Raw genomic sequence first — 23,884 nt, forward strand, 5'->3', positions numbered from 1 at the left:
CGGCTCGTCAGTGCCGACCAGTTCCACGATCACCTCACCCGCGGTGATGAACCAGACGACAAGGTCATCACCGAAGCCGCGGTCCGGGCCTGGCGAACTCGGTGCTGGACCGAACCCGGGAGCTTGTCGGCGGCGACCCCTGACATGGCTCGAACGACGGTGTTCGCCGCACGGCGAGGCCGTCGGCGCAGCGGAGAGAACCGGCATCGGCAATGCGAAGTGGCGCCCTGTCTCGGTATTTCGGGGTTCGGCCGGTCCCCGACCTCCTACTGTCGGTGTCATGGCGGCGTTCGGTGAACTGGTGGGCCGCTTCGACGCCGACTCGGGGCGGCGTCGTGAGCAGTTCGCGGGTCTGTGCCGGTGGTTTCTGACCCACGCCCCGGTCTATGCGCACCAGCTTCGCCGGGTGTGGCTGTGGAAGGATTGGCCCGGCCGGTACGTGGGTGAGACCGGGATCGATCTCGTCGCCGAGGACCGCCGCGGCCACCTGTGGGCGATCACGGCCACGCCATGTGACGCCGCCGCGTGGATCACCCAACGCGACGCGCAGGCCTTTCTGGCCGCCGCGGGGCGAGCTCCGTTCGCGTTCGGTCTGTTGATCGCGACGACCGACCTGATCGGGCGCACCGCCCAGCACACGATCGAGACTGCGCGGAAGCCGGCGGGACTGGTACTGCTCGGTGACCTCGACGCCGCGGACCTTGACTGGCCGGTCTCCCCCGCAGTGGTGCGTGCCCGGCGATGGCCCCCACACCGACCCCGGCCTCATCAACGCGACGCGATCAGCGCGGTGGTGACCGGCTTCGCTCGGGCCGACCGGGGGCAGCTGATCATGGCCCGCGGGACCGGTCGGACGCTGACCGCGTTGTTCCTCCACGACACACTCGGGGCCGAACGCACGCTGGTGCTGGTGCCGTCGCTGTCGTGGTTGGCGCACACGCTGCGGGTGTGGACGGCCAACACCCCGGTGGACTTCGACTTCCTCCCGGTGTGCACCGGGGGGACGGGCCCCGAAGCCGATGCGGTGGTGGAGAACACGAGCGATCTGGGATTGCCGGTGACCGTCGACCCCGGGCAGATCGCGACGTTTCTGCGCCGCCGATCCGGGCGGCGGGTGGTGTTTGCCACCCACCAGGGTGCTCCCGCGATCGCCGAGGCGTTCCGGCCGGGCCGGGTGCCCGCCTTCGACCTGGTCATCGCCGTCGAAGCCTCGTGCGGTGCCGGGCGGGACGGTTTCGCCACCCTGGGGACATCGGAGGCCATCCGCGCGCGCCGCCGACTGTTCCTGACCGGCAGCGACCGCGACAGTCCGGGTCGGGTCCCGCCGGCGGCGACCGAGACCGCTGCAGCCGTCACGTATGACGACGTTGCGTTCGGGCCGGTGTTCCACCGGCTCGGGATCGCCGAGGCGATCGAGGCGAACCTGCTCACCGATTACCGGGTGGTCGTCGCCGGAATCGACGACCACACCTGCCGTCAGTGGGCGGCGCGGTCCGGCCGGTCCATCACCACCGCCGAGGGGGCTGATGCGCGCCGGTGGGTCGGGTACCTCGCTCTGGCCGCGGCGATGCAGCGTCACGATCTGCACCGGACGATCACCGTCCACTCCTCGGTCGGTCGGGCCCGGGAGTTCGCCCGTACGCTGCCCGAGGTGATCGCGGGGATGCCGGTGCGCCGGCGGCCCACCGGCCGGGTGTGGTCCGATCACGTATCCGGGCAGATGCCCACCGGGCAGCGTCGTGCCCGCGGGCACCACCTGGCCCGTCTCGGCCCGGGTGACCGGGGGGTCCTCGCCCACGCGGGCTGCCTCACCGACGGCGCCGGCGTACTGGACTGCGACAGTGTGGCTTTCCTCGACCCACCCCGGTCCGGGGACGACCTTCTCCGGGCCGTCGACCATGCCCTGCGACCCGCGACTGGCAAGACCGTCGGCACGATCGTGATCCCGGTCTTCCTCGACACCGACACAGATCCCGCGACCGCCGTCGGCGGGGCGGCCTTAGAGCCGGTGTGGGAGGTGATCCGGGTGCTGCGCTCACACGACGAGCAACTCGGGGCGCGCCTCGACGAACTCCGACGCCGGGTCGGTCGGTGCCCTCGACGACGCCCACCGCTGCCCCGGAGGATCCGTCTCGACCTGCCGGCGGGGGTCGGCGTCGAGTTCGCCCACGCGTTCGCGGTGCGGCTGCTCGAGCAGACCACCGCCGACTGGGAGTACTGGTTCGGGCTGGTGGAACGGTTCGTCGAACACCACGGCCATGCCCGCGTCCCGGTGTCCTGCACGGTCGATGGTGACAGGCTCGGCGCGTGGGTCAACCGGCAACGCACCCAGCACACCCACGGCGCATTGGACGCCGACCGGGCACGCCGACTCCAGAACTTGCCGGGCTGGACCTGGGAGCCGCACGCCGACCTGTGGGAGCAGGGCTACCGCCGACTGGTGGAGTTCGTCGAACACCACGGTCACGCCCGAGTCTCGACCACCTCCGGGGACCGCATCGGGGCCTGGGTCAGCCAGCAACGCCACACCCACGCCCACGGCGCGTTGGACGCCGACCGGGCACACCGACTCCAGAACTTGCCGGGCTGGATCTGGGAGCCGCACGCCGACCTGTGGGAGCAGGGCTACCGCCGACTGGTGGACTTCGTCGAACAGCACGGGCACGCCCGAGTCCCGCCGTCCTACACTGTCGACGGCTACTGGCTCGGGTCGTGGGTCACCACACAACGCGCGCACCAGGTGAAAGGCACTCTGGACCCGGACCGGGGACAGCGACTGCACAACCTGCCCGGCTGGACGATCGATCCCGCCGCGGCCCTGTGGGAGGAGGGCTACCGCAGACTGGTGGACTTCGTCGAACACCACGGGCACGCCCGCGTTCCCTATTCCTACACGGTCGATGGGCACGGGCTCGGGGTGTGGGTCACCGCGCAACGCGCACACCACGTGAAAGGCACCACTCTGGACCCGGACCGGGGACGGCGACTGCAGACCCTGCCCGGCTGGACGTGGGACCCTTTCGCCGATCAGTGGGAGGAGGGCTACCGCCGACTCTCCGACTTCGTCGCACAGCACGGTCACTGCCGGGTCCCGAAGTCCTACACGATCGAGGGATACCGGCTCGGCGCCTGGGTCAACAAGCAACGCACCAGGCGCACGGCCGGAACCCTCGCCGCCGACCGCGAACACCGACTCCAGGCCGTGCCCGGCTGGACATGGACCTCATCCCGACCCAACCACTCGTGACCGCCGCCGACGCTGACCTGCATCTGTGTTACCCGTGCACCTGGTGCTTCCGGACCCGTCAGAGCTCGCCGCCGCGATCATTCCTCTGCCTTAGTGGTTCCGACGACCCGTTGGCGGATGGTCAACGGGCGGGTTTCGTGGCGGGCGGTCTCGGCACACAGGCTGGTGGCATAACTGGCACGTGTGCCCGACCGTATTGGCAACAGCAACGGATCGGTCAACGTGGTCGGCTATTCCTCCATCCTTCTCGCGTCGCTCCGCGATGCGGCGCTTGCACGGCGTGGTGGCACCCCACGAGCTGTCGGAAGACTATCGGGGTCATGGGCAGACACCGGTGGCCGGCGCAGCCACCACCGACCATCGGCGGCAGACGGGTGCACGGCCCCAAGGTTCTCGCCGACCTGCACTGCGTGCGGCTTCAGCTCTCGGAGATCATCGCCTACCCCCGCCGGGATGCAGATACGCTTGGCGCTGACTGCCACCGATATCTGCGCCGAGATCGCCCGCCACGAAACCCGCGCCCTGACCAACCGCGACGACTTCTCCGCCCAGTGGTCATATCTGACCGTGACCATCGGAGTCGACGACCTCTCCGGTGAGGCAGACCCGTACTATCCGCTGACCACGAACACCGGGGTGGGAAAGGGCATGGAATACCGCACCGTGCCCCGGTACTGGATGAACACCCTCCCCACCTCCGGGACCATCACGCTGACCGCCGGATGGCCACAGATCGGGCTCGAACCCGTCACCACCACCGCCGAGGTCGGAGAACTCGCCGAATAGTCACCACGCCTGAGTGGGAAACGGCTGCCGCCAGCACAGTCCGTCCAGTGGGTTCCGGGGTCCCTTCGATCCGTGCACAGCCGAGTGCGGGAATCTCGCCACTACCCGCCCTGTCGCATCATGGTCGATGACGCGCGACGGCCTTCATCTGCCCCAACGACCGCGGGCCGCAACGATGCCAAGGCGAACTGCTGTGTAGGCCACAACGGGTTCGACAATTTTTAATTATCTATTCGTCCAGGACGACTGACCAAATGGTCGACTGTCCAAATGGGAATTGGTCAATTGTTCAAATCGATAAACCCGAAAAATATCCCGTGCCGTGAAACGTTTCGGGATTTTCGTCGATATGTAAGTAAGCGCGGATCAACGGATCCCGTGGGAATGCAACAAAGGGTAAAGGAGTGACTTCTGATGGGCTCTGCAGGTATTGACTTCAGTGTCGCATTCGACGCTTTCCTGAAGTGGTTGAGCGTCACCTTCGGCGGTGGCATCGGCATCGGCTGACCGCTCGCGACCTCGTTCCAGGACGGCAGCAGCTCGACTCACCCGCACAGTGGGAGCCGGGCCGCTGTCATGCTCTGCAGTTCCGCGACCCGGACCGTGTCGGACGGCATTCATCCTTCAGGGGGCGCCGGGTGACTTATCCGGCGTCAGGAAACTGGCGGGTGACCTGCTCGGTTTCTTCCGTGGTCGGGGCGGTGGGGGCGCAGCTGCATAGTTGCCATTCGGTGTTGGCCACGCCTGGCCCGCACAGGTGGCCGGTGGCCAGCGCGTTCTCGATGCGGCACCGGACAGCGCTTTCATGGGCCGGGTCGACGGCGAACACGACCCGGATCCGGACCTCTCCGCCGTCACGGGCGGCGTGGGTGTGGTGCGGTGCCAGTGAGCAGGGCCGCTGACGGCCCCAATGAGTGCATAACGCGGACGTCACCGCGGCCCCGGGGGCACCGATATCAGCCTCCGGAGTCATGAACAGAACGGCTTGGTGCGCGAACACGCTGCGCATACCTCATAGTGTCCTCCCAGGAGGTATTTCTGTCAGGACTATCGGCGCCGAAACCCTCGGTCAGAAATCGCATCGCGTCGGCGCGTGAGCGTAAATTCGGCCGTTGCGATCGGCCGCGGTCCGGGCGTATATTGGCGCGGTCCGGGCGTATATTGGAACTCGCGGATCGAGAGAGTAATCGGTAACGGTGAAAACTCGAGAAGCAGAGATCCGGCCGAGAATGTGAACGCATTCCCGGCCGAACCCCTGTCTGAGGGAAGTCTCCAATCACACCAAGCGCACCCGCCGACGTTCGTACTGTCGTCCCGCGCTCGCGCCCGCCGACGGGGCTTTGGGATTCGTGTCGATGTTGGTGTTCTTCTGGACCGGTTCGAGTCCTTTTCGACCTGCCGGGGAGCGAGCGGGTGGATTACGTGGCTGCGGCAGCGAGTTCGGCCACCCGGGTACCGATCTCGGTGGTTACTGCCGCCCTCCAGGACACCACCTCGACCTGCAGTTGCGGCATGCGGATGACGATGTCTCGGCTAACGGGGATCTCGAGGGTCCTGGTCGGATTCGAATCGACCATCATCGCGCCCACCGCGTTCACCGCCCGTAAACGGGAGGTGTCGACAATCTTGTATTCGGGGTAGCTGCCGGTATAGACCCTGCCTGCGCGGATGCGGTCGATCTGCTCCGGGGTTGTCGCCCGCTGCCGGACGACGATATGGACTTCTCTGCTGTCGTGCTCATCGGCCCACAGGCACTCGAGGAGGGCCGGATCATCCTCGGGAAGATCGGTACCGGGCGCCGGTGAGAGTCCTTTCAGGAATTCCGGTATGGCCGCCGCGATCGCCGAGCGATCAAGGACAACCGTGGCCGGTGGTGCGGGCCGAACGTCGTGTCGGGCATCGGGTGTGCGGCCGGCAACGAGATCGAGCAATCTCTGACGTTGGTGGGTGTCGAGGCCACCGATCCGCTGAGCGTCGGGGATCGACAGCCCGCCGAGAATGTGCGCCGCCCGTGCGGCGTCCACCCCGGGAAGCGCCTTCACCAGCACACTGACCCGGGTTTTGCGCACGATCGCGTCGGTCTCTGCCCGGGCGAGGACATCGGCGATAGGCAGTTTCCCGGCCTTCACCGCGGCGAGGAGGTCATGGCGGGCCTGACGGAGCGCGGTGGCCTTCGCCCACGCCGTCGCTCGCTGTTCGGGGGTCAACTCCGGAAAGTCCATACCTGGTCTCCTCCATGGCCCAAATTTTGTCGGCACCTATCTCACCATCACCGCACCGCCGGCGGCGCGGGTTCGCGGGATCCAGCAGGTCCCGCCCATGGATCGATACGTGAAACTTCAATTAAAGCAACGAGTTTCAACCGACCAGCGAAGGACGCTCAAAGCGATAGCTGTGCGGGAGCGTCAGCTCACGCTACGGTGTCACAACTCGTCCCTTCTGGAAGGAAAGCACCTGTGTCCGAGCGCTCTGCTGCCACCGGCGGCCAGGTTGTCGAGATGTCCGCGGCACGGACGGCCCGCACCCGCGCACTGCTCTCCGGCACCCGTCCGGTCTCGGACGTGCTCGCGCACGCCGACAGCCCAGGCGTGCGAAGTCTGCCCGTCGACCAGCTGATCGCCACGTATCTCCCGGGAGCGGCACTCGGGCCGGCGGCGGTCATGGCCGTGTTGGGAATCCCGGAAGGCAGTCTGGTGGGCGAGCTGACCGCCGAGCAGCGCCGCAAAGTCCAGCCGGGAATCGAGATCCAACTCATGAACGGCTGGTAACCAACGGCGCACAGTTGCAGGCGGAAGCCATTGTTCGACGGCCGCAATGTGGCGACCCTCCGGCCGAAGGGGTTAGGCGACCGGAGGGTCTTCACTGTCGCGGCGGGGTTGCCGCTCGTGATCACACGGCAGCACCCATCGAATACCCATAATGTCCTGGACTACTCCACGGTCGACCCGTGATGTGCCAGCACGCCACCTGGCGATACGCCTGGCGGTCAGGGTGATGGCAAGCGGCTCGCCGTGACCGAAACCGGTGCGCTCAGGTGCGGGAGCGGATTAACTGGCCTACGGGTGGCAACACACGGGTGCGGCGGCTCGACCATGGAACCACAACGAGTAGTGGAGGTCAGCACATGGCAGGTATCGCGTCGAAGTTCGACAAGGCCTACGAAACCCGTCCGATCGAGGAACTCGCGCAGGCCCCGGTCGCCGCGCCCGAGGGGGTGAGCGAGTCCGACGCCGAACACCTCAAGGCCGCGTTCAACATCAAGACCGTCGCGGACCTGGGCACCAACAAGTTCTTCCTCTGGGCCCAAGCCGTCGCGAAACTCGCCGAATAGACCCCCTCGCCAGGGTCGGGCTGCGGCGTGAGATCCGGGGAGTAGCCACGGGCAACCGTCCCGCCCGACTCTGGTTGCAGAGGAATACCCCCGCAGACCCCTCGAGGCTGCGGGGGTATTCCGTGAACCGAGTCCCAGGTCCGCGCCTGCTGACGGCGGCACCCGGGTGCGCCCGGGGTCAGGTGATCCCGGCGACTTCCTTGGCGATCGCAGCCAGCCGGGTCTGCGCGGCGGAGACGACCCCGTGCCGGTTCTTGTGCGCTTCCTCGTAGGCGACGATCGCCCGGACGTCGGCGGGATCGGTGAGTTCCTTCACCGCCGCCACGGCCTGGGAGACGTTGAGCTCGTCGAAGTCCTCGATCGGCAACTCGCCGGATTCCGGGACACCGGTGGAGGTGCCGGTGCGGACCGAACGCAGGGCGCCCTCGGCACCCTCGGCGCCCTCGGCGCCCTCGGCGCCTTGCTCGCGGGTGACCTTCTCGGCGGTCTCAAGGGCGGCGTCGCGGCTCGCGGTCAAAGTTTTGACCGCGACGTCCCCGGCGTGCACGCCCCGGCTGAGCAGTTCCCCTAGGGAGGGTGGGGTGGCGCGGACGGTGTCCAGGGCCCGGTCCAGGCCGCGCGCGGACCAGGACACCGGCACGTTGATCAACCGCACCGCGGTCCCGGTGGCCGCCTGCAACGGGGTGCGGCGCAACGCGGCCGGCCCACCGAGCGCCTCTTCGGCCAAGACGGTGGTCAGCCAGTCCACCGTGGCCTGGTGTGCGGTGATCAGCCGGAACGCAAGATTCTCGATGTCTTTGCGGCCCGCGGCGGTGGCAAGGGCTTTGATGTAGCGGGCGCGGTCGAGGAGCTGGTGTTCGAGGGCCAAATCACCGAGTAGCGCTTCGTCGAACGGTTGGGCCTGCTCGACCACCGTTTTCACCGCGGCGGCGGCACGTCCCAGGAACGGCCCGATCAGCTCGGGGATTCCGCCGAGGTCGCGGATCGCCGCGTCGATGGCCTCGGCCCGGCCGCGGGCGTTGTCGGCGTTCTCGAGCAGTTCGCGGCGCACGGCCTCGGTTCTGGCCTGGGCGACTCGGGTCTCGGCGACCTGGATTTCGGTGTTGGTCAGATCCAGGATGGTGCGCAACTGCGTCAGCAGTGTGGCGGTATCGGTTGTGCTCATACGTGTTTACCCCTTTCGACGTGGATGGACGGCTTCGGTTCGGCGCAGGTGCACCGCCCCGTGACTACCCCGACCTACCCTCCGGTAACCGTTACGCGTCTGAGAATCGTTCGGCGCTCATGCGGGTTCCTGCATATGCTCCGGAGGTCCGTCGAGCGAAGGGTGCGAGCATGCCCAACAACACGAGTGCGAAGAAAATCGGTGTGTGCACCAGGCGGTGTTCGTTGACTGCTTACGACTCGCGCTGCCGCTCTGGTGCCCACTTGGAGGGCCTGCGTGTGTGGTTGGTCGCGATGGGGGCGAGGTGGTGTAGCCCAGGGAGGCTGTAGATGTTCAGGGCGAGCTGTGATCGCCAGAGCTTGTGTTTGATCGCCCAGAGCCAGTGTCCGGCGAGCCACAGCCCCATGCCTGCTGCAAGGGTGGGGAATGCTCGTGGATCGGCTGTGTGGGTTGCGAGCCGGAGGAGGCTGACGAGGATGAGGACGGCTCCTGCGAATCGGGCGAGTCCGGAGCCGAATACCCACACGGCCCATGCAGCAAGCGCGGCGAGTGCTAATGCTCCCATTGCGGCACCCTTTCTGGGGTTGTTCGTGTGGGGCGGGCTCACACAGTTCTGCCGGGGCTATTGCGGTGTGGGTGTAGAAGGTCCGGAGGATGAACCGCTGCGGGTGACCGTCATGCACCGCGGCCGATCGCGTCGGTGTTTATCGCGCGTTGCGTAGGGCGTCGAGGAGCCTATCCACGAGGGTGAAGGCGTCGTCGCGGTCGAGGATCACGCTCTGGCCGTAGGTCCAGATCTCGACGCCGTCGACGAGTCCGTCGATGGTGGAGGAGATCGGGTTCGCTTCGATTCCGATGGGGTTGTCGGTGCCCGTATCCGTTTGTTCGGTGTGGTCGTCGAACCCAGCAGCTTCCGGCTGTTCACGGGATCGGGGACCGCCGGACGGGGCGGTTCCTCCGTCGATCTGCTGAAGGTTGGTGCTGGACTGTTCAGTGGTCATCGTTGTGGTGGTCCTGCCCGGTGGTGAGGGAGTGAAGCAGATGTGCGCGTAGAAAGTTCATCAGGATGGTGTTTCCCTCGGTGTCGAGTGCGGTGGTGAGGTCGATCCGCTCGTGTTGGGAGTGGGGGTTGTGTGCGGTGTCAGTCACAGGTTCCTCCGGTTGAGCTACCGGCCGCGTCGAGGACGATCGCGGAGCACTGCGGGTGGTGCGCGACCGCTGCGCGTCCGGCCATGGGTGTGGGTGTGGGTGTGGGTTTGAGTGCATGAGGTCCGTCAGAACAAGGTGATCTGAGATTGGGCGGCGGCGTCATCGGTGCGTTGCTGGTAGGCGGTGGCGAAGGCTTGGGCGGTCCCTTCGGTGCAGCCGATTTCTCTGGCGACCTGTGTCCAGGTGAGTCCGGAGTTGTGGAGTTGGTAGGCGTCGCGTTCGTCGTCGGTGCGCTGGTCGGGGTGGATGCTCACTGGTTGTCTCCTTCGATGGCGTTGCGGCGGTCGGTGAGTGCGCGTTGGCGGCGGCCGAGGTCGCACATGTGCGCGTAGAGCTGGTCCTCGGAAAGTTCCCGAGCAGCCTGGGTGAGTGCGGTTGCTGCGGTGGCGAAGCTGCGCCGGTATGCCTGGCTGAACAGGGCGCGCGCGTAGTGATCGATCGCGGCGTGTTCGGCGCCGAGGGTGGTGATGTTGGCGAGGTGGCGGGAGCGTTCGGATCCGTGATGACCGGCGAGGTCACCGGATCGTTCGAGCGCTGCCCCGACCATCGCCGCATTGTGGGGTGCCCCGCTCTCGATCAGGCCGCGGATCAGGATGAAGAACTCGCGGTGGATGGGGCGCACGAAGTCGGTGGGTTCGAGGATGCCGACGGAGTGTTTCGCAGCTGCCGGGGGTGCCCACAACAACGCGCACAGGAAGAGCGCTTCCACGTCTGCGTGGAGGTCGTCGGCGAAGTCTTGTGGTTGGAGCGGCTCGGTGTCGGCGGACTGCGTCTGTCCGGGGACGAGTGCGAGTGCTGCGCTCACGGGGCGGTCCTTTCGTGTGGGCATGGTCGGCTGGCCGGGATCAGGGGATGGGGTCCTCAGGCGGCGGCCGCGATGACGTCTTTAATGTGTCGAATTCGGAAGCCGGACCAGTGTTGGTTGCCGGCCACGACGACAGGCGCCTGGAGGTAGCCGAGGCTCTGCACGTAGTCGCGGGCTTCGGGGTTCTCGGTGATGTCGACAACCGTGTACTCGATCCCCGCTTTGTCGAATTGCATAAACGTCGCGTTGCACTGATCGCAGCCCGGTTTGGTGCACACGGTGATTGCCACAACTCCCCCCTCTGTCTGAATTTCGATTACGTTTATCTTATCGAAATGAGCGCCCATATCCAAGCCTTCCGAAGTAATTATTTCGGTAATTACACCAGTCATTCATATAACACTTTCCGCGCCATTTTTCGGCACCGACAGCACGCTTCCCCAACAGCGCTTACCTGGGGCTATACCGCCTCCTCACCTGGCCGGGGAGCTGCTTCCCTGGTATTGGCGAATGTTCTGGCGGGGCGGCGGTGCGTCAAGGTGAGCGGGGAAAGTTTTCCGCGATATAAGGGAGCGGGTGACCGCGTGGAGAAGTTTTGCGAGCGGCCTTTGATGCGTGGTCGGCCGGTAGGAGGATGAGAGAAATATGGGGATGGTGCCGGAATTGTTTTGTGTTTCTCTGACCTCTCGGCGTTTTATCTTTTTTTGACCCATTTATTTAGGTGGTGCGGTGCATGGCGGTCACGCTTCCCCCGCCATGCACCGCGTTTGTGGGCTCCTGGGTCAGACGTCGGTTATCTGGGCGCTGGCCGCGGCGGCGGCGACGTCGATCGTCACCTTCTCCAGCGCGGTTCGTGGCACATTCCAGTACCGGCCGTCGTCGCCGCCCAGCTCGGCGATCTTCACCGTGGCACCGTTCGAGAGGACCACGAACAGCGTGGTCGGATCGATACTTCGGGCCTGCTTCACCCGCACCGTGGACCCGGTCGACAAGGGCGCGACCGCGACGATCGGTTTCGCTAACAGTTCCTCGGGCGCGGGCAACAGCACTTCTGGCTGCGCCCTCACTCCGGGGCCGATACCGTCGAGTGGCGTGAGCTCGTAGTTCACTTTCAACCGGCGCACCACCTCGAAGACGCGTCCTGCATGTCTTTGGACGCGACACGGGGGTCGATGATGACTCGGTCGCCCGGCTTGAAGAGTGTGTTCGACATAGTGTTTCGATCTCCTTTGGTAGTGGATACGTGGGGTGCAGGTGGGTTATTCGGGGATCCAGGTCTGGCCGTGGTCGCCGATGAGAGCGGTCTTCCCGGCCGGTGCGGTGTCTGTGTACTGGTGCAGTGCCGTGCGGGCGCGGGTGACCGCGCCGCCGAGGGCATTTGGGGAGTCGCCGGGCGTGTCGACGCTGGCCTCGCCCATTGCCAGGGCGACCGAGTCGCCTCGCGTGTCGTAGAGGCCGACGGCCCAGCTCGTGACGGGTTCCCCGGCCGCCACGGCGGGATCACCGTTGGTGGTGGCCAGGAGGTAGATCGATCGGCCGTCGGGTGCGTAACCGGCATTGCCGGTGAGGGCGTAGCAGTTGCCGCCCGTTGAGGCCACGTCGGGATCGGTGACGCCGATTGCCGCGAGTCGGGTCAGCTCGCGGGCGTAGATTTCCTCCAAGGTGCCGTAGTGGGGGTAGTCGAGCAGCTCGGATGTCTCTTCGACGGGAGCCACGGGTGATGTTGATGTGCCCATGTGAGAGGGACCTTTCGTTCGGAGCCGGACCGCTTGCAGGGCCCGGGTTGTTGTGGTGCGCCGAGCGGGTGGCCGGCTGGATGCGGGAGTCCGTCGCTTCGGCCACACCCCGCGCCGCCGGGTGCCGGTGGTGAGGTTTGTTCGGTGGTCGGCGCGGGGTGTGGCCGACCGCGTTTTCGCGGTGATCGGCTGGCCCACGGGCCGGGGCGGTGGTGTTCCGTCCCGGCCGGTGAGGGTCGGTCAGTCGAGGGCGACCTGATCGGCGGTGCGGGTGCGGGCGATGACTTCCTCGACCTCGGTCAGGGTGTGCCCGTTCTCGGCGAGGAACGCGAAGTATCCGGCGCTGCCCTGCGGACGCCACCGCCACGCATCCTTGACCATCCGCGCTTCCAGACCGGCGAGGACCAGGGCCAGGGTGATCACCTGGGCGCGGTTGTCGCTGGCCTTGTCCACCATCGTCACGAGCGCCTCGGACGTGGCGATACCGGAGTTTCCGAGGATTTCCCCGACTACCTCACCGGCCTTGTGCTCGGTCAGCAATCGCGGATCGGCGGCAAGAGTCGCCGCGACGAACTTCGCTGCCGACTTCGGTGGGGTCTTCCGCGTCAGGAGAGTCCGCAGGAAGTCGCGGCGGACGGTGGTCGCCGCAACGGCTTGCTTATTCAACGCGATGACCTGTCGACGCTCCTTGCGGGCCTGCGCCTTCTCCTCCGTCTCCCGGCGGGCCGCTGCCACGGCCGCGTCCTCGCCGCTCATGCCATCCTCGGCGGGTGCGACGGTGCGGGCGGCGGCGAGGATCGGGGAGAGTGCCACCCCGGCACCCTCTGAATCCAGGCAGACGTACTCCGGCACCCACACCTGGCGCACCTGCACGGTGTTCGCGTGCCGGTAGCCCTCTGCCGGGGTGGCCTCGTCGTCGTCCTCGGTTCCCCAATCGACACTCTCGGCGTCGATCTCCTCACCGCTGGCGGTATCGACGTAGTGTTCGGCCTGGGTCAGCCACACCGCCCACTTGGTCGGGTCGTTCTCGGTGTCGGCTTCGGTGACCTCGCCGCCTTCCGTGTGGACCAGGTCCGCGAGCAGCAAGTCGCGGGCGTAATCGGGTTCCTCGGTGAGGATCGTGTATCCCATCACCGCGTAGGGCTGGGCGGCGTCGGCGCGTGCGGCCTTCTCGGCGCGGTCGTTGCGCAGCCGCTCGGCGGTGAAGCGGAAGTTCCACCGGCCGTTGCTCAGCAACTCCTCGACGGCGTCGCTGTCGCCCGCAGCGTCGAACTCGGCGAGGATCGCGGCCTTGTCCATGTCGAGTTGTCCGGCTTCGAATGCCGCGCGGGCCTTGTCCGATTTACCGATGACCCCGTTCGCTTTGACCTGCTCGCGGGGCATGGATACCGCTTTGGCGACCTTGGTGACGGAGAATCCGAGCTCGAGCATGTCCGCGACGGCGGCGGCACGGTCACCGGCGGTCAAGTCCTCGCGCTGATCGTTCGCGACGACCTGGTGACTGATCCGCTCGAACTCGCGCGTCTTGTCGTCGGCGGCCCGGTCGGGGCGCACGAGTACCGGGATGGAAGCGAGGGCGGCCTCGCGCGCGGCGAGGACGCGTCGCTGACCGTCGCGGAGGCTGATCGTGCCGTCCGCCAACTCGATCGCGGTGACCGCCAGCAGCACCCCTTGGGTGCGGACGGATTCCACGAATTCCTTTGCGAGCGGCAGCTCTACCGTGGTGCGGCAGTTGCGGCCGATCTCGATGATGTTCGGGTCGAGCCGCATCAACGTTTCGTCGTTGGTCTCGATCGTCGTGGCGGTGTCGATGGTTGCGGTCATGGTGTTCGTTCTCCTAGACTTCGTTTCCAGAACACCGGGCAGATTCCAGCTGCCCGGTGTTCTGGTGTTACAGGGCGTTTTTGGCGGTCAGCGGTGCGCGAGTGCGCGCGCTGGTGGGTCGGGCTGATGCAGCGAGGTGTGCACGTCGGCGCAGCGATCGGCTTTGATGTGGGTCACGAGCAGGTGTTCGGCTCTGTCGTGGTTGCCGGTCGCGAGCAGCAGTTCCACGAACCGATCGACCTCACTGCACGTGCAGTGAGTGGCGATCGCTTCCCCGAACTCACCGTCGCTGAACAACTCGGCTACCCGGTCGGTCGTCTCGCAGATTTTCACCACGTCATACATGTTTTTTCCGTCTCTCGTCGCTTTAGGAATGCAGGAGCGCGCTGGCCTCGTCCAGGGCGCGTGCCGCGTTGGCCAGGTGACCGGCCCTGACCGCACCGGTTGCGGTCTGCGACCGCGCGATCTGACCGGTTGCCCAGGTAGTGAGTTCGCGGGCCTTGTCGTGGCGCTCGGAGGCGGCCAGCACTGCCGGGGTGGTGTGCTCTTCGAGGTTGATGATGGTGACGCTCACTGAGGGTGAACCTTTCGTCGTGGACGGGACTCGAATCTCGTGCCCGCCAATTTTTTTTGCCCTTCTGGCGAAGGAGAATCGGATCGGCATGAGGGGGCCGGAGTGCAACTTCTGAGCCGGGAAAGTTTCTCGTCGAGCGCAGCGAGTCGAGAGAAGTTTCCCGGAGCCGTAGGCCGGAGCGCAGCGGAGTCAGGGGTTGCGCGCAGGTCACCGCCGATCAGAATCGGAAGGCCAGAAGGGAAAACAAATCAATGCTCTTCCCGGGCGGAGCGCAGCGGAGCTCCTCTTGGGGGACACCGCAGGTGGCCGGCCGCCAGTAGGGTTCGCTACTGGTAGCCGGCCGCCAATCAGACTGGATGACTGCACCTTTCTCGCGAATCTGCACTGGCATGATCAAAATGTTGAGTTCTTCGAGGTTCATCCAGTGAACGAACACGAGAGTAATGAGGGGCTACCAGGGCCAGGAGCGCCACTAGCACGAATGCGATAGCCCAGTTCGTGACGAGTCCCCGGTGGCCACTGCGGGTTCCCCTTGGTGGTCGTGGCAAGGAGGTAGAGCGACCGGCCATCGGGGCGTAACCGGCATTGCCGGTGAGGGCCAAGCAGTTGCCGCCGGTTGAGGCCACGACGGGATCGGTGACGCCCGACCGGGGCTGGTCGGCCCGAACCTGCTGCCAATCGGAATCGTTACGGCCATTGACGGCCGCGTTGACCTATGCCCTCAGTCGTGCCGTTTCCGCGCCCATTCCTCGGTCGACGAATCGGCATCGAACGACACTTTGACAGGCTCGGCGCACAACCTTCACGACTGCAGGACGATCCCTAGCCTTCCCCGCGCCCGGCGGCTACGACAAGCGCACGTCGCATCCCACCGGCCTGACGAAATAGCACCGGTAGCGGGCAAGAGGGTGGCTCCGCCGCGTTCATCACCTGGATCTCAACGTCGTAGTCGAGGAGCAGAATGGTTGCTTGCCAAGTGCGCTGTCGGTACGTCCTGAAGCCGGGTCCTTTTCAGTCACTGTGGCTGAGGTCGCAGACGCTGTGCGTCGTGGCTATAGCTTGGGCAGTTGGTCAAATTCGTGGACTGGCTAGCGAGGGGGGCGCGGCGTCGGTACCACCAGGCGAACAGTGCAGCTGCCAGAAGAAGTTCGGCGGGTTCGCCTCCGTAGTACATCCACTGCGCGGCTTTTTCGAGTTGGGAAATCGGGTCTGAAGTGCCCGGGGGTAGGTCGCCGGCGTGTGCGTAGAGCAATTTGGCGAGGTATCCGTGTGCGGCGATAGCCACCATCAGAACACTTAGTCTCGTTGTCATACCTGGTCTGCGGGGTGCTGGGTCAGGACCGGCGATTGACCACGCGAAGAGATAGCCGGCGACCAGAAAATGCACCTGAACCAACACGTGCGCGAGCGGTGCGTGCATCGTGAAGGAGTACAGCGGTGTCATGTAGAGAAGATAGAGCCCGCCCACGTTGAGCATGGCAGCGGTAATCGGGTGAGAAACTATGTGTAGCACGGGGTTATGCAGGATTCGACCGATGCCACGCCCAACCCGCGGTGAGACCGCTGCCAACAGGACCGAGACTGGTGCCGCCAGCATGAGGAGTATCGGTGCGTACATTCCGAGCAGCAGGTGTTGAACCATGTGCCCACTGGCATCGCGATGAGCGAACTGCTGCATTGGCGGAGAGAGCGCTGCAGCCACCATCCCCACACCGGCCACCCAGCTGAGCGAACGATGCCTACTCCACTGCCGTCCAAGACGACGCTGCGCACGTACAACTCCCCAGGCGTAGCAGACCACGCCGATCGTCAGGATCAGTCCAACAGCTGACCACCCCCAAGAGAAGCCTGCCGCGACGTCCGCCGAGCCTCCATGTTGGTGGCTGTCATCCATCAGCGTTGCGATCGGTGTCGTCAGGCCTTTCGGATTCGGACAGTACCTGCGACTTTCCTATCCGCAGGTCCTCTCCACCGCGCCGAGCGATGCGCAATAGTGCTGCACCTGCCAGCAGTGCGGTCACGATACACAATCCTGCACCAATGTCGTACTTCCAGACTTCCGCGCCGTAGTGGATCTGATGCCAATTGAGAATTTTGTGGACGACCACTTCATCGATCAGACCAATGATGCCGAGACCAAACGCCAACCCTGTCGCGAGCCAGATTGGGCGCCACACCGCCCGCCGACGAAGATCCGCGACGAGGTATGCACTGGCCACCAAGGATATGACTCCGACTGCTTGAAAGATCCCGTCGCTCGTCAGTGCGAATCCTGGACTGGCGCGATCGTAGAAGTGATGCCAGTGAAGCAGCAGGTGCAATATGGTCTCGTCGATAATGGTGAAAACTGCTGCTGCAAGCAGTATCCCGGACCAGAACGAACCCTGCGCACCGTCGAGGTGCCAACTGCCGCGCGCGGTGCGCTCTTGCTCGCTTGTACGAGTCCTTCGAAGAGCCACGCTTACCTCACTTCATGTCCTCGGACCGATCGGAGCCGTCATCGGCGCACCACGGCGCACCGCACACCGCAGCGGCGAGACGGTAGCCCCTCCGCTGAGAAACTGTGTCGCCGAGTACCCGATGTTGAATGAGGGAAACCTCGCGTGGCTCTGCCGCTGTGACGGGGGATCACTGCAGCTCGGAAGGGATTGCACGCTGCGAGGGAGTGGAGGACTGCGCCGAGGAATGGAAGGGTGCGCGGTTTGACGTTGAGGCCTCGCTTCAGGAGAAACCTGCGCGCACAGTACGAGACAAATTCCGCACCACATCTGTCCTCGAACCGATCGGTAGCCATCGGCCGTCCCTGCGCCGTGCAGTTCCACGCTCTTGGTTTCTAGGATCTCATCCTGGGTATCACGGCGACCATGTTGAGGAATGCACTGGCAGAGGGCCTGGTAGCCGGAACAGTCGGCGTCGTCGCCATGACGGTGGGAGAAAAGATAGAGCAGATCGTCACCGGCCGACCCAACTCCCACGTGCCGGGTCGTGTACTCGCACGACTGACGGGCGCGTCAGAGTCGGCTGGGACGAACCTGACGTCGCTGAACTGGGCGATGCACTTCGGCCAGGGAATTGCCCTCGGCGTGTTGCGTTCGATCATGGCCGAGGTCGGACTTCGGGGCCCGCTTGCGTCCGCGAAGTTCACCGTCATGCGTCTGACCAACGACCAGATTTTCGAGAATGCGACCGGCGTCGGCGCACCACCAGAGACCTGGCCCCGTACAGAATTGGTGATCGATGTGCTCCACAAGACCGTCTATGGCTTCGTCACCGGAGCCGTCTCGGACGCGCTAGCGGCTCGACGCGGCCCCGGGCCCGGCCAGCGGCACGCCGAACTCGTACCTGGTCGCCATTCCGATGTCACACCGCCGTCCCGACGCCGGGCATGGGGTCGCTGACCCATGCAGATCTGACACAAGCAGGCCCCCGCGATGCGTGCGGCCGAGTTGGACTCCTCAGCGTCGGGAAAGGAGCCAACACACGGCCTCAAACCTTTTCGGGTGCCTTCCCACACGGTTCGGCCTGTTTGGTTACCTCTCGGCAGTACCCACGTCGCGACCAACCCGTCCGGGGAGTTTGGTCAACGGCGGAAGAGTGAACGCAGGGTGCGGCGCTGGCCTTGGTCCGGGGTGGTGTCCTGACCGCAGGTGCAGTGGTCGGCGGTAGGTATGGAGCGCATGACGGTGTCGACGTGTCGGCCGCAACCGCCCCAGCCGGTGTTGCCGCAGTTCGGGCAGGTGACGGGGTAGCACATGGGGATCCTCCTGGTACGAGTGCGGGGTTGGGGTGAACGGGTTCGGGTCAGGGGCCGGCGACTGTGGCGTGCACCCGGGCGATGTCGAGGGCCTTCACCCGGCCGATTACGCGAAGGGTCAGGCGGGGACGTGCGATTCGGCCCAGGCGTTGTAGCCGCCGAGCAGGTCGGACACGTTCTCGAAGCCCTGCGCCCGCAGCAGCGACGCGGCCACACTCGACCGCCAGCCGCCGGCGCAGTGCACCACGATCGGTTTGCCGGTGGGTATCTGCTCGAGCCGGGTGCGCAACTGCGCCAGCGGAATCGGCACCGCACCCGGTATCGTCCCGAACTCCCGCTCGCCCGGATTGCGGATGTCGACGAGGGTCACCGCGTCGGCGGTGAGCAGGGCCTCGAGCTCGTCGATGGTGGTGCGGCGCGCCGACTGCACGAGATCAGCCAACTCGGCGGGAAAGGACCCGTCGCGGCCGACGGTAAGGTAGCCGATCGTATTGTCCGAACCGATTCGCGCCAGCCGCACCGCCGCGTCCTGTTCCTTGCCCGGGTCGGTGATCAGCACCAGCTTCTCGCCCACTTCGGCGACCATCCCGCCGGTCTCGGCGAACCGGCCGTCGAACCCGACATTGACCGAACCGCGCAGATGACCGGCTGCGAAGTCGTCCACGCTGCGCGCGTCGACCACCCGGGTGCCGGCGACGAGTTCGGTGCGCACCCGTTCCGGCGAAAGTTCGGGGATGGCCCGGTCTCGGGTGAGAAGGGGATGGACCCGCTTGTTCATCGCGGCGTCGACCGAGAAGTAGGACGGCGCCGCGGGCTGGCCCTCGGTGACCAACGCGACGAAGGCGTCCGCGCTCATCGGCTGCACCGACGGATTGGTGGCGCGCTGCTCCCCGATAGTCGAGGTCAGCTCCGTCGAGAGGTTCTTCCCGCAGGACGAGCCGGCACCGTGGGCGGGCATGACAGTGACCTGATCGGGCAGAGTCAGCAGCTTCTCGTGCACCGTGCGGTACATCGCTCGGGCCAGGTCGGTGTTGGTTCCGTGGCCGAGGTTGACCAGGTCCGGTCGGCCGACGTCGCCGATGAATAGCGAGTCGCCGGTGAGCACCGCGGTCGGTGTCGTCCCCGCCCGCTCGCGTACCAGCACCGAGATCGACTCCCAGGTGTGTCCCGGGGTCGACAGGATCTCGAGCTCGGCCTCGCCGAGGCGGATCCGCTCGCCATCGGCTAAGCGGCGGATCGGGTAGTCGGTCTCGGCGGCCTCGCCGAACCCGATCCACGCCCCGGTTGCCTCGACCAGTTCCAGGTGGCCGGAAACGAAATCCGCGTGGAAGTGGGTGTTGATCACGCCCTCGATGCGCAACCCGTGCTTGTCTGCGTCATCGAGATACTCGCCGATGTCCCGGCGCGGATCGACTACCACCGCCCGGCCGGTGCTCTCGTCACCGATCAGGTACGACGCGTGCGACAGGCATTCGATGTAGTACTGCTCGAGAATCATGCGTTCCTCCATCGGGTCGACGTCCTCGGGTATGAGCCACATGCTGCCATATACCCCAGGGGGTATGTCAAGTACCCCCTGGGGTATCCATACTCGCTAGGTTAATAGGCCCGTCCACCCGGGCGGTGGCACCCGCCGCGGCGAGGGCGGTCATCTCATGCGCCCTTATGGGTAGCCGGGCACCCTCGCCGCCGGCGGGCGAAAGCGGCACTTGGCTGCGCGCGGTTCCCATGACAGCAGGCGAGCCGAACTGGCGCGGATCCTTCTGGTTCCCTCGCCCGCTCGCGTCACGGGCAATCGGCACACTTGCTTTCCTAGATACCCCCTGGGGTACAGTGGGCGAGCTGCCGCAGATACCCCCTAGGGTATGAAGGAGTTTGATATGCGTGAGGTAGACCTCGGTGAATTCGCCGTGAGCTGGGCCGACGGAGTTCCTGTCGTGGATGTGCGCGAGCGATGGGAGTACGTCGACGGGCACGTTCCCGGTGCGCTGTTGATGCCGCTCGGCCAACTCGCCGCTCAGACCGCGGAGATTCCCGCGGGGGACGTCGTCTACGTGATCTGCGCGTCCGGTAATCGCAGCCGGGAGGGGGCCCGGATCGTGGAGGCCGCCGGCCGCAGCGCGGTCTCGGTCGCCGGGGGCACCTCGGGCTGGGCCGCCCTGGGCCGGCCGCTCGACACCGGAGACGGATCGTGAGCGAACCCTCACCCCCGACCTCGCCGATACGCGCTGCCAGCGCTTTCGTTCGGCCATCACCTCGAGGAGGACTTGTATGACCCGCAGTACGGCATTGGGCGTCGACAACCCGGCGGCCGAGCCGATCACCGCCGGCGGTGTGCTCGGCCGGATGGGCGCGACCATGGCCGGGCACACAAAATGGGTGTTCGGCATCTGGCTGGTCCTGCTGGTGGCGCTCGGCGCCGCCGCCCCGTCGGTGTTCAGCTCCCTGGCCGGTGCCGGGTGGCAGGCCAACGGCTCCGAATCGGTGCAGGTGCGTGAGCTCGCGCAGCAGCACTTCGGGGGCAATTCCTCTGCCGCGGTGCAGGTGGTCGTGCACTCGGACACCCGGACCGTCGACAGCCCGCAGATGCAACAGACCCTCAGCGACGTCGGGACCGTCTTCGCCGGCGACCCACGGTTCGGTGCGCTGATCGCACCGCAGCCGGGCATGTCGATCAGCCCGGACGGTCATACCGGCATCCTCATCGCGGGTGCGAACGCGAGCACCGACGACATGGTCAAGGCCGTCGACGACCACAAAGCGGAACTGACCGCCCTCTCCGGCGACGGGATCGAGGTGTACCCAACCGGCGCATCCGCCCTGTGGAGCGATTTCAACAAGGCCAACCACGACGCGATGATTCAGGCCGAATTATTTTCCTGGCCGGTGACATTGGCGATCATGGTGCTCGCGTTCGGGTCCCTCGTCGCCGCCGGGCTGCCGCTGCTGTTGACCCTGGCCGGGCTCGTCGCCTCGGCCGGCGGCCTGGTCCTGCTCAACGAAATCACCCCGATCTCGGTGTGGGCGATGAACTTCGCGATGATGTTCGCGCTCGCGCTCGGGATCGATTACGCCCTGTTCATCGTCGCCCGCTTCCGCGATGCGATCCGTCACGCCTCGTCGCCGCGGGCCGCCGTGGCCGAAACGATGGACACCGCCGGGAAGGCCGTGGTGCTGTCCGGGATCACGGTGCTGGTCAGCCTGTCCGCGGTGCTCCTGGTGCCCGCGCCGGCTGTGCGGACGATGGCCGTCGGGATCATGCTGGCGGTGTTCTTCGTGCTGGTGGCGTCGATGACGCTGCTGCCCGCGGTCCTGGGCACACTCGGCAGCAGAGTCAACGCCGGCTCCCTACCCCACGCCAAGCGGCAGGTACACCGTTCGCCGCGGTTCGCCGCCTGGGGTGAGCTGCTGCACCGCCACCCGTGGCCGTTCGCGATCGGTTCCCTGCTCGTGCTGATCGCGCTGTCGATCCCGGTACTCGGTCTGAAGGTTGCCATGCCCTCGATCGAGGTCGTTCCCACCGACGCCCCGGTCCGCCAGGGCTACGAACTCGTCCAAGCCCAGATGGGTGAGGGCGCACCGGGCATGCTGCAGATCATCACCCCCGCCGCCGAGAGTGCCGAGACCGCGGCCGCGGCCACGGCCACGGACGGCATCGCCATGGTCACCCCGCCGCAGCCCGCCCCCGATGGCAGCGATTACGTGATGCTCCAGGCCATGCCGACCGTCGATCCCTCCGACGCGCAGATGGGCACGATTCTCGACACTTTGCGCGCGGATCTACCCGAGGGCGCGTTGGTCGGCGGCGCACCGGCGGAGAACCTCGATCTGCAGCAGGCACTGAACGACTACCTCCCGCTGATCGTCGGCATCATCCTGATCCTCGGATTCGTGCTGTTGCTGGTGGCGCTACAGGCCCCGCTGATCGCGCTCCTCGGCACCGTGGTCAGCCTGCTCTCGACCGCCGCCGCATTCGGGGTCGCGAAGCTGATCTTCCAGGACGGCCACGGCGCGAGCCTGCTCGGTTTCACTCCCCAGGGCTTCCTCGACGGGTGGGGACCGGTGTTCTTCTTCGCGATGATCTTCGCAATCGCCATGGACTACACCGTGTTCCTCCTCGCCACGGCCAAGGAGCACTACGAGCGGTCAGGGGATCCGAAGGTCGCGCACGTCGACGGTCTGGCGCATTCGGGGCGGGTGATCTTCGCCGCCGCGGCGGTGATGGTGGCGGTGTTCTTCACCTTCGCCCTGGCCGACCCGCTGCCCCCGAAGGAGATGGGCATCATCCTCGGTGTCGCGGTGCTGCTCGATGCGGTGCTGATCCGGTTGGTGCTGCTGCCGGTGCTGCTGCGGTTGACCGGACACGCCGCCTGGTGGTCACCGGCCTGGCTGCGCAAGGTCCTGCCGAAGATCGATTTCTCGCACTGAGAGAAAGAGCCGGGGGGTGGGCCACAGCACACGTTACTCACCCCAGCAGCAATACCCCTGGGGGTACAGTGGTGAGAGGTCTAGGAAAGGAAACCGCCATGGTCGGCGACGAAAACAGCATTGCATTGGTACTCAATAGGCTGCGCCGGGCCCACGGGCAACTCGCCGGAGTGATCTCGATGATCGAACAGGGCCGCGACTGCAAGGACGTCGTCACCCAGCTCGCCGCCGTATCCCGGGCCCTGGACAAGGCGGGCTTCAAGATCGTCGCCACCGGCCTACGCGAATGCCTCACCGGCGAGACCGAGGAAGGCAAGGAGCCGATGACCGAGGCCGAACTCGAAAAGCTCTTCCTCGCCCTCGCCTGAGAAACCGATCCGCCGACGGGGAAAGGTGACATGACCGGCACCCTCTCCTGCTGCGGTTCAGCGCGGGGGATGGTGCCCGGCGAGCCTGCTGCTGCACCGCCGGCGTCCCGCGCCTCACCGCGCGGTGTCCCGCCCCCTCCGGGGTGCTGACCGCGCCGACCACCACCGCTCACCCCAGTACTCGACGGAAAGGCAGACACGCTCATGACACTCGCTCTTTCGACCACCCTGCACACCTCGTTCGCCGACGCGGTCGAACGGACCCGTCAAGCCCTGGCCGAGCAAGGCTTCGGCGTACTCACCGAGATCGACATGAAGGCCACCCTCAAGGCGAAACTCGGTGAGGACATGGAGGACTACCTGATCCTCGGCGCCTGCAATCCGCCGCTCGCGCACCGCGCGGTCACCGTGGACCGGCAGATCGGGCTGCTGCTGCCGTGCAACGTCGTCGTGCGCGCCGACCCCGCCGACCCGGGCGCGGTGCTGATCGACGCGATGAACCCACAGGTGATGGTCCAGGTCGCCGACCAACCCGGGCTCGGTGGCGTCGCCGACGACGCCACCGCCGCGTTGCAGGCCGCCATCGACTCCCTCACCCGAAACACCGGCGACCGGTAGCCCAGACCCGGAGCGTCACACCCGGGGCCGGCAGGGGAA

27 protein-coding genes are annotated in these 23,884 nt (G+C 66.2%); 9 read left to right on the forward strand and 18 right to left on the reverse strand.

What is annotated here, in order from left to right; genetic code table 11:
- Positions 1 to 280: 280 nt before the first annotated feature.
- Both HYG77_RS38195 and HYG77_RS38200 read left to right on the forward strand, forming a co-directional pair.
- A complete protein-coding gene (locus HYG77_RS38195; protein WP_208964517.1) occupies positions 281 to 3,247 on the forward strand; it encodes a DEAD/DEAH box helicase in 2,967 nt (988 codons plus the stop codon).
- Positions 3,248 to 3,700: 453 nt separating this feature from the next.
- Complete coding sequence (locus HYG77_RS38200; RefSeq protein WP_244461597.1) at positions 3,701 to 4,033, forward strand: hypothetical protein; 333 nt, start codon at positions 3,701 to 3,703, stop codon at positions 4,031 to 4,033.
- Between the two features lie 643 nt (positions 4,034 to 4,676).
- On the opposite strand, the gene HYG77_RS38205 is transcribed toward HYG77_RS38200, so the two are convergent.
- Together HYG77_RS38205 and mihF are read right to left on the reverse strand one after the other, a co-directional pair.
- Complete coding sequence (locus HYG77_RS38205) at positions 4,677 to 5,042, reverse strand: hypothetical protein (RefSeq protein WP_208964518.1); 366 nt, start codon at positions 5,040 to 5,042, stop codon at positions 4,677 to 4,679.
- A gap of 409 nt (positions 5,043 to 5,451) precedes the next feature.
- Positions 5,452 to 6,255, reverse strand: coding sequence for an integration host factor, actinobacterial type (mihF, locus tag HYG77_RS41100; protein ID WP_348273611.1), 804 nt, complete (start codon positions 6,253 to 6,255; stop codon positions 5,452 to 5,454).
- 234 nt (positions 6,256 to 6,489) lie between these two features.
- On the opposite strand from mihF, the gene HYG77_RS38215 reads away from it, so the two are divergent.
- Together HYG77_RS38215 and HYG77_RS38220 are read left to right on the forward strand one after the other, a co-directional pair.
- Positions 6,490 to 6,801 (forward strand): hypothetical protein, encoded by a 312-nt coding sequence (locus tag HYG77_RS38215; RefSeq protein WP_208964519.1) that lies wholly within the window; start codon positions 6,490 to 6,492, stop codon positions 6,799 to 6,801.
- Positions 6,802 to 7,157: 356 nt separating this feature from the next.
- On the forward strand, positions 7,158 to 7,364 hold the full coding sequence (locus tag HYG77_RS38220) for a hypothetical protein (RefSeq protein WP_109336378.1): 207 nt from the start codon (positions 7,158 to 7,160) through the stop codon (positions 7,362 to 7,364).
- Between the two features lie 178 nt (positions 7,365 to 7,542).
- Here the strand turns inward: HYG77_RS38220 and HYG77_RS38225 are convergent, their stop codons facing one another.
- The 14 genes from HYG77_RS38225 to HYG77_RS38290 form a co-directional block, all read right to left on the reverse strand.
- Positions 7,543 to 8,529, reverse strand: coding sequence for a ferritin-like domain-containing protein (locus tag HYG77_RS38225; protein ID WP_208964520.1), 987 nt, complete (start codon positions 8,527 to 8,529; stop codon positions 7,543 to 7,545).
- A gap of 232 nt (positions 8,530 to 8,761) precedes the next feature.
- Positions 8,762 to 9,094 (reverse strand): hypothetical protein, encoded by a 333-nt coding sequence (locus tag HYG77_RS38230; protein ID WP_109336379.1) that lies wholly within the window; start codon positions 9,092 to 9,094, stop codon positions 8,762 to 8,764.
- Between the two features lie 139 nt (positions 9,095 to 9,233).
- Complete coding sequence (locus tag HYG77_RS38235; protein ID WP_109336380.1) at positions 9,234 to 9,530, reverse strand: hypothetical protein; 297 nt, start codon at positions 9,528 to 9,530, stop codon at positions 9,234 to 9,236.
- Positions 9,520 to 9,678, reverse strand: coding sequence for a hypothetical protein (locus HYG77_RS38240; protein WP_159928296.1), 159 nt, complete (start codon positions 9,676 to 9,678; stop codon positions 9,520 to 9,522). The genes HYG77_RS38235 and HYG77_RS38240 overlap by 11 nt, the downstream gene beginning before the upstream one ends.
- Before the next feature lie 125 nt (positions 9,679 to 9,803).
- Positions 9,804 to 9,992: a hypothetical protein gene (locus HYG77_RS38245; RefSeq protein WP_109336381.1), complete on the reverse strand. Its 189-nt coding sequence runs from the start codon at positions 9,990 to 9,992 to the stop codon at positions 9,804 to 9,806.
- A complete protein-coding gene (locus tag HYG77_RS38250) occupies positions 9,989 to 10,543 on the reverse strand; it encodes a DnaB-like helicase N-terminal domain-containing protein (RefSeq protein ID WP_109336382.1) in 555 nt (184 codons plus the stop codon). Before HYG77_RS38250 ends, HYG77_RS38245 begins: the two co-directional genes overlap by 4 nt.
- Positions 10,544 to 10,599: 56 nt before the next feature.
- The gene (locus tag HYG77_RS38255) at positions 10,600 to 10,833 is read right to left on the reverse strand and encodes a glutaredoxin domain-containing protein (RefSeq protein ID WP_109336383.1); all 234 of its coding nucleotides are present in this window, start codon (positions 10,831 to 10,833) and stop codon (positions 10,600 to 10,602) included.
- Positions 10,834 to 11,325: 492 nt separating this feature from the next.
- Complete coding sequence (locus HYG77_RS38260; protein WP_230990490.1) at positions 11,326 to 11,658, reverse strand: hypothetical protein; 333 nt, start codon at positions 11,656 to 11,658, stop codon at positions 11,326 to 11,328.
- 144 nt (positions 11,659 to 11,802) lie between these two features.
- Positions 11,803 to 12,279, reverse strand: coding sequence for a hypothetical protein (locus HYG77_RS38265; protein ID WP_109336384.1), 477 nt, complete (start codon positions 12,277 to 12,279; stop codon positions 11,803 to 11,805).
- Between the two features lie 240 nt (positions 12,280 to 12,519).
- Positions 12,520 to 14,103 (reverse strand): ParB N-terminal domain-containing protein, encoded by a 1,584-nt coding sequence (locus tag HYG77_RS38270; protein ID WP_208964521.1) that lies wholly within the window; start codon positions 14,101 to 14,103, stop codon positions 12,520 to 12,522.
- A gap of 87 nt (positions 14,104 to 14,190) precedes the next feature.
- Entirely contained in the window at positions 14,191 to 14,448 is a 258-nt protein-coding gene (locus tag HYG77_RS38275; RefSeq protein WP_208964522.1) for a hypothetical protein, read from the reverse strand.
- Positions 14,449 to 14,470: 22 nt separating this feature from the next.
- Positions 14,471 to 14,677: a hypothetical protein gene (locus tag HYG77_RS38280; protein ID WP_208964523.1), complete on the reverse strand. Its 207-nt coding sequence runs from the start codon at positions 14,675 to 14,677 to the stop codon at positions 14,471 to 14,473.
- 1,015 nt (positions 14,678 to 15,692) lie between these two features.
- Positions 15,693 to 16,571: a cytochrome c oxidase assembly protein gene (locus tag HYG77_RS38285; protein WP_208964524.1), complete on the reverse strand. Its 879-nt coding sequence runs from the start codon at positions 16,569 to 16,571 to the stop codon at positions 15,693 to 15,695.
- Positions 16,564 to 17,136 carry a DUF2243 domain-containing protein gene (locus tag HYG77_RS38290; RefSeq protein ID WP_208964525.1) on the reverse strand — a complete coding sequence of 191 codons (573 nt, stop codon included), beginning with the start codon at positions 17,134 to 17,136 and terminating at the stop codon, positions 16,564 to 16,566. Before HYG77_RS38290 ends, HYG77_RS38285 begins: the two co-directional genes overlap by 8 nt.
- Before the next feature lie 405 nt (positions 17,137 to 17,541).
- Here HYG77_RS38290 and HYG77_RS38295 point away from each other — a divergent pair, with 405 nt between their 5' ends.
- Positions 17,542 to 18,075 carry a hypothetical protein gene (locus tag HYG77_RS38295; protein WP_208964526.1) on the forward strand — a complete coding sequence of 178 codons (534 nt, stop codon included), beginning with the start codon at positions 17,542 to 17,544 and terminating at the stop codon, positions 18,073 to 18,075.
- A gap of 182 nt (positions 18,076 to 18,257) precedes the next feature.
- On the opposite strand, the gene HYG77_RS38300 is transcribed toward HYG77_RS38295, so the two are convergent.
- Together HYG77_RS38300 and HYG77_RS38305 are read right to left on the reverse strand one after the other, a co-directional pair.
- Positions 18,258 to 18,431, reverse strand: coding sequence for a hypothetical protein (locus HYG77_RS38300; RefSeq protein ID WP_208964527.1), 174 nt, complete (start codon positions 18,429 to 18,431; stop codon positions 18,258 to 18,260).
- Between the two features lie 118 nt (positions 18,432 to 18,549).
- Positions 18,550 to 19,929, reverse strand: coding sequence for an MBL fold metallo-hydrolase (locus HYG77_RS38305; protein ID WP_208964530.1), 1,380 nt, complete (start codon positions 19,927 to 19,929; stop codon positions 18,550 to 18,552).
- 382 nt (positions 19,930 to 20,311) lie between these two features.
- On the opposite strand from HYG77_RS38305, the gene HYG77_RS38310 reads away from it, so the two are divergent.
- The 4 genes from HYG77_RS38310 to HYG77_RS38325 all read left to right on the forward strand — a co-directional run bounded on the left by HYG77_RS38310 (position 20,312) and on the right by HYG77_RS38325 (position 23,845).
- Entirely contained in the window at positions 20,312 to 20,626 is a 315-nt protein-coding gene (locus HYG77_RS38310) for a rhodanese-like domain-containing protein (protein ID WP_109336385.1), read from the forward strand.
- A 76-nt stretch (positions 20,627 to 20,702) separates the two neighbouring features.
- Complete coding sequence (locus HYG77_RS38315; RefSeq protein ID WP_109336386.1) at positions 20,703 to 22,859, forward strand: MMPL family transporter; 2,157 nt, start codon at positions 20,703 to 20,705, stop codon at positions 22,857 to 22,859.
- Positions 22,860 to 22,957: 98 nt separating this feature from the next.
- The gene (locus tag HYG77_RS38320) at positions 22,958 to 23,227 is read left to right on the forward strand and encodes a metal-sensitive transcriptional regulator (protein WP_109336387.1); all 270 of its coding nucleotides are present in this window, start codon (positions 22,958 to 22,960) and stop codon (positions 23,225 to 23,227) included.
- 204 nt (positions 23,228 to 23,431) lie between these two features.
- Positions 23,432 to 23,845: a DUF302 domain-containing protein gene (locus HYG77_RS38325; RefSeq protein ID WP_109336388.1), complete on the forward strand. Its 414-nt coding sequence runs from the start codon at positions 23,432 to 23,434 to the stop codon at positions 23,843 to 23,845.
- Positions 23,846 to 23,884 lie beyond the last annotated feature (39 nt).

The sequence above is a fragment of the Rhodococcus sp. ZPP genome, from assembly GCF_017656075.1.
GTDB classification, from domain to species: domain Bacteria; phylum Actinomycetota; class Actinomycetes; order Mycobacteriales; family Mycobacteriaceae; genus Rhodococcus_F; species Rhodococcus_F oxybenzonivorans.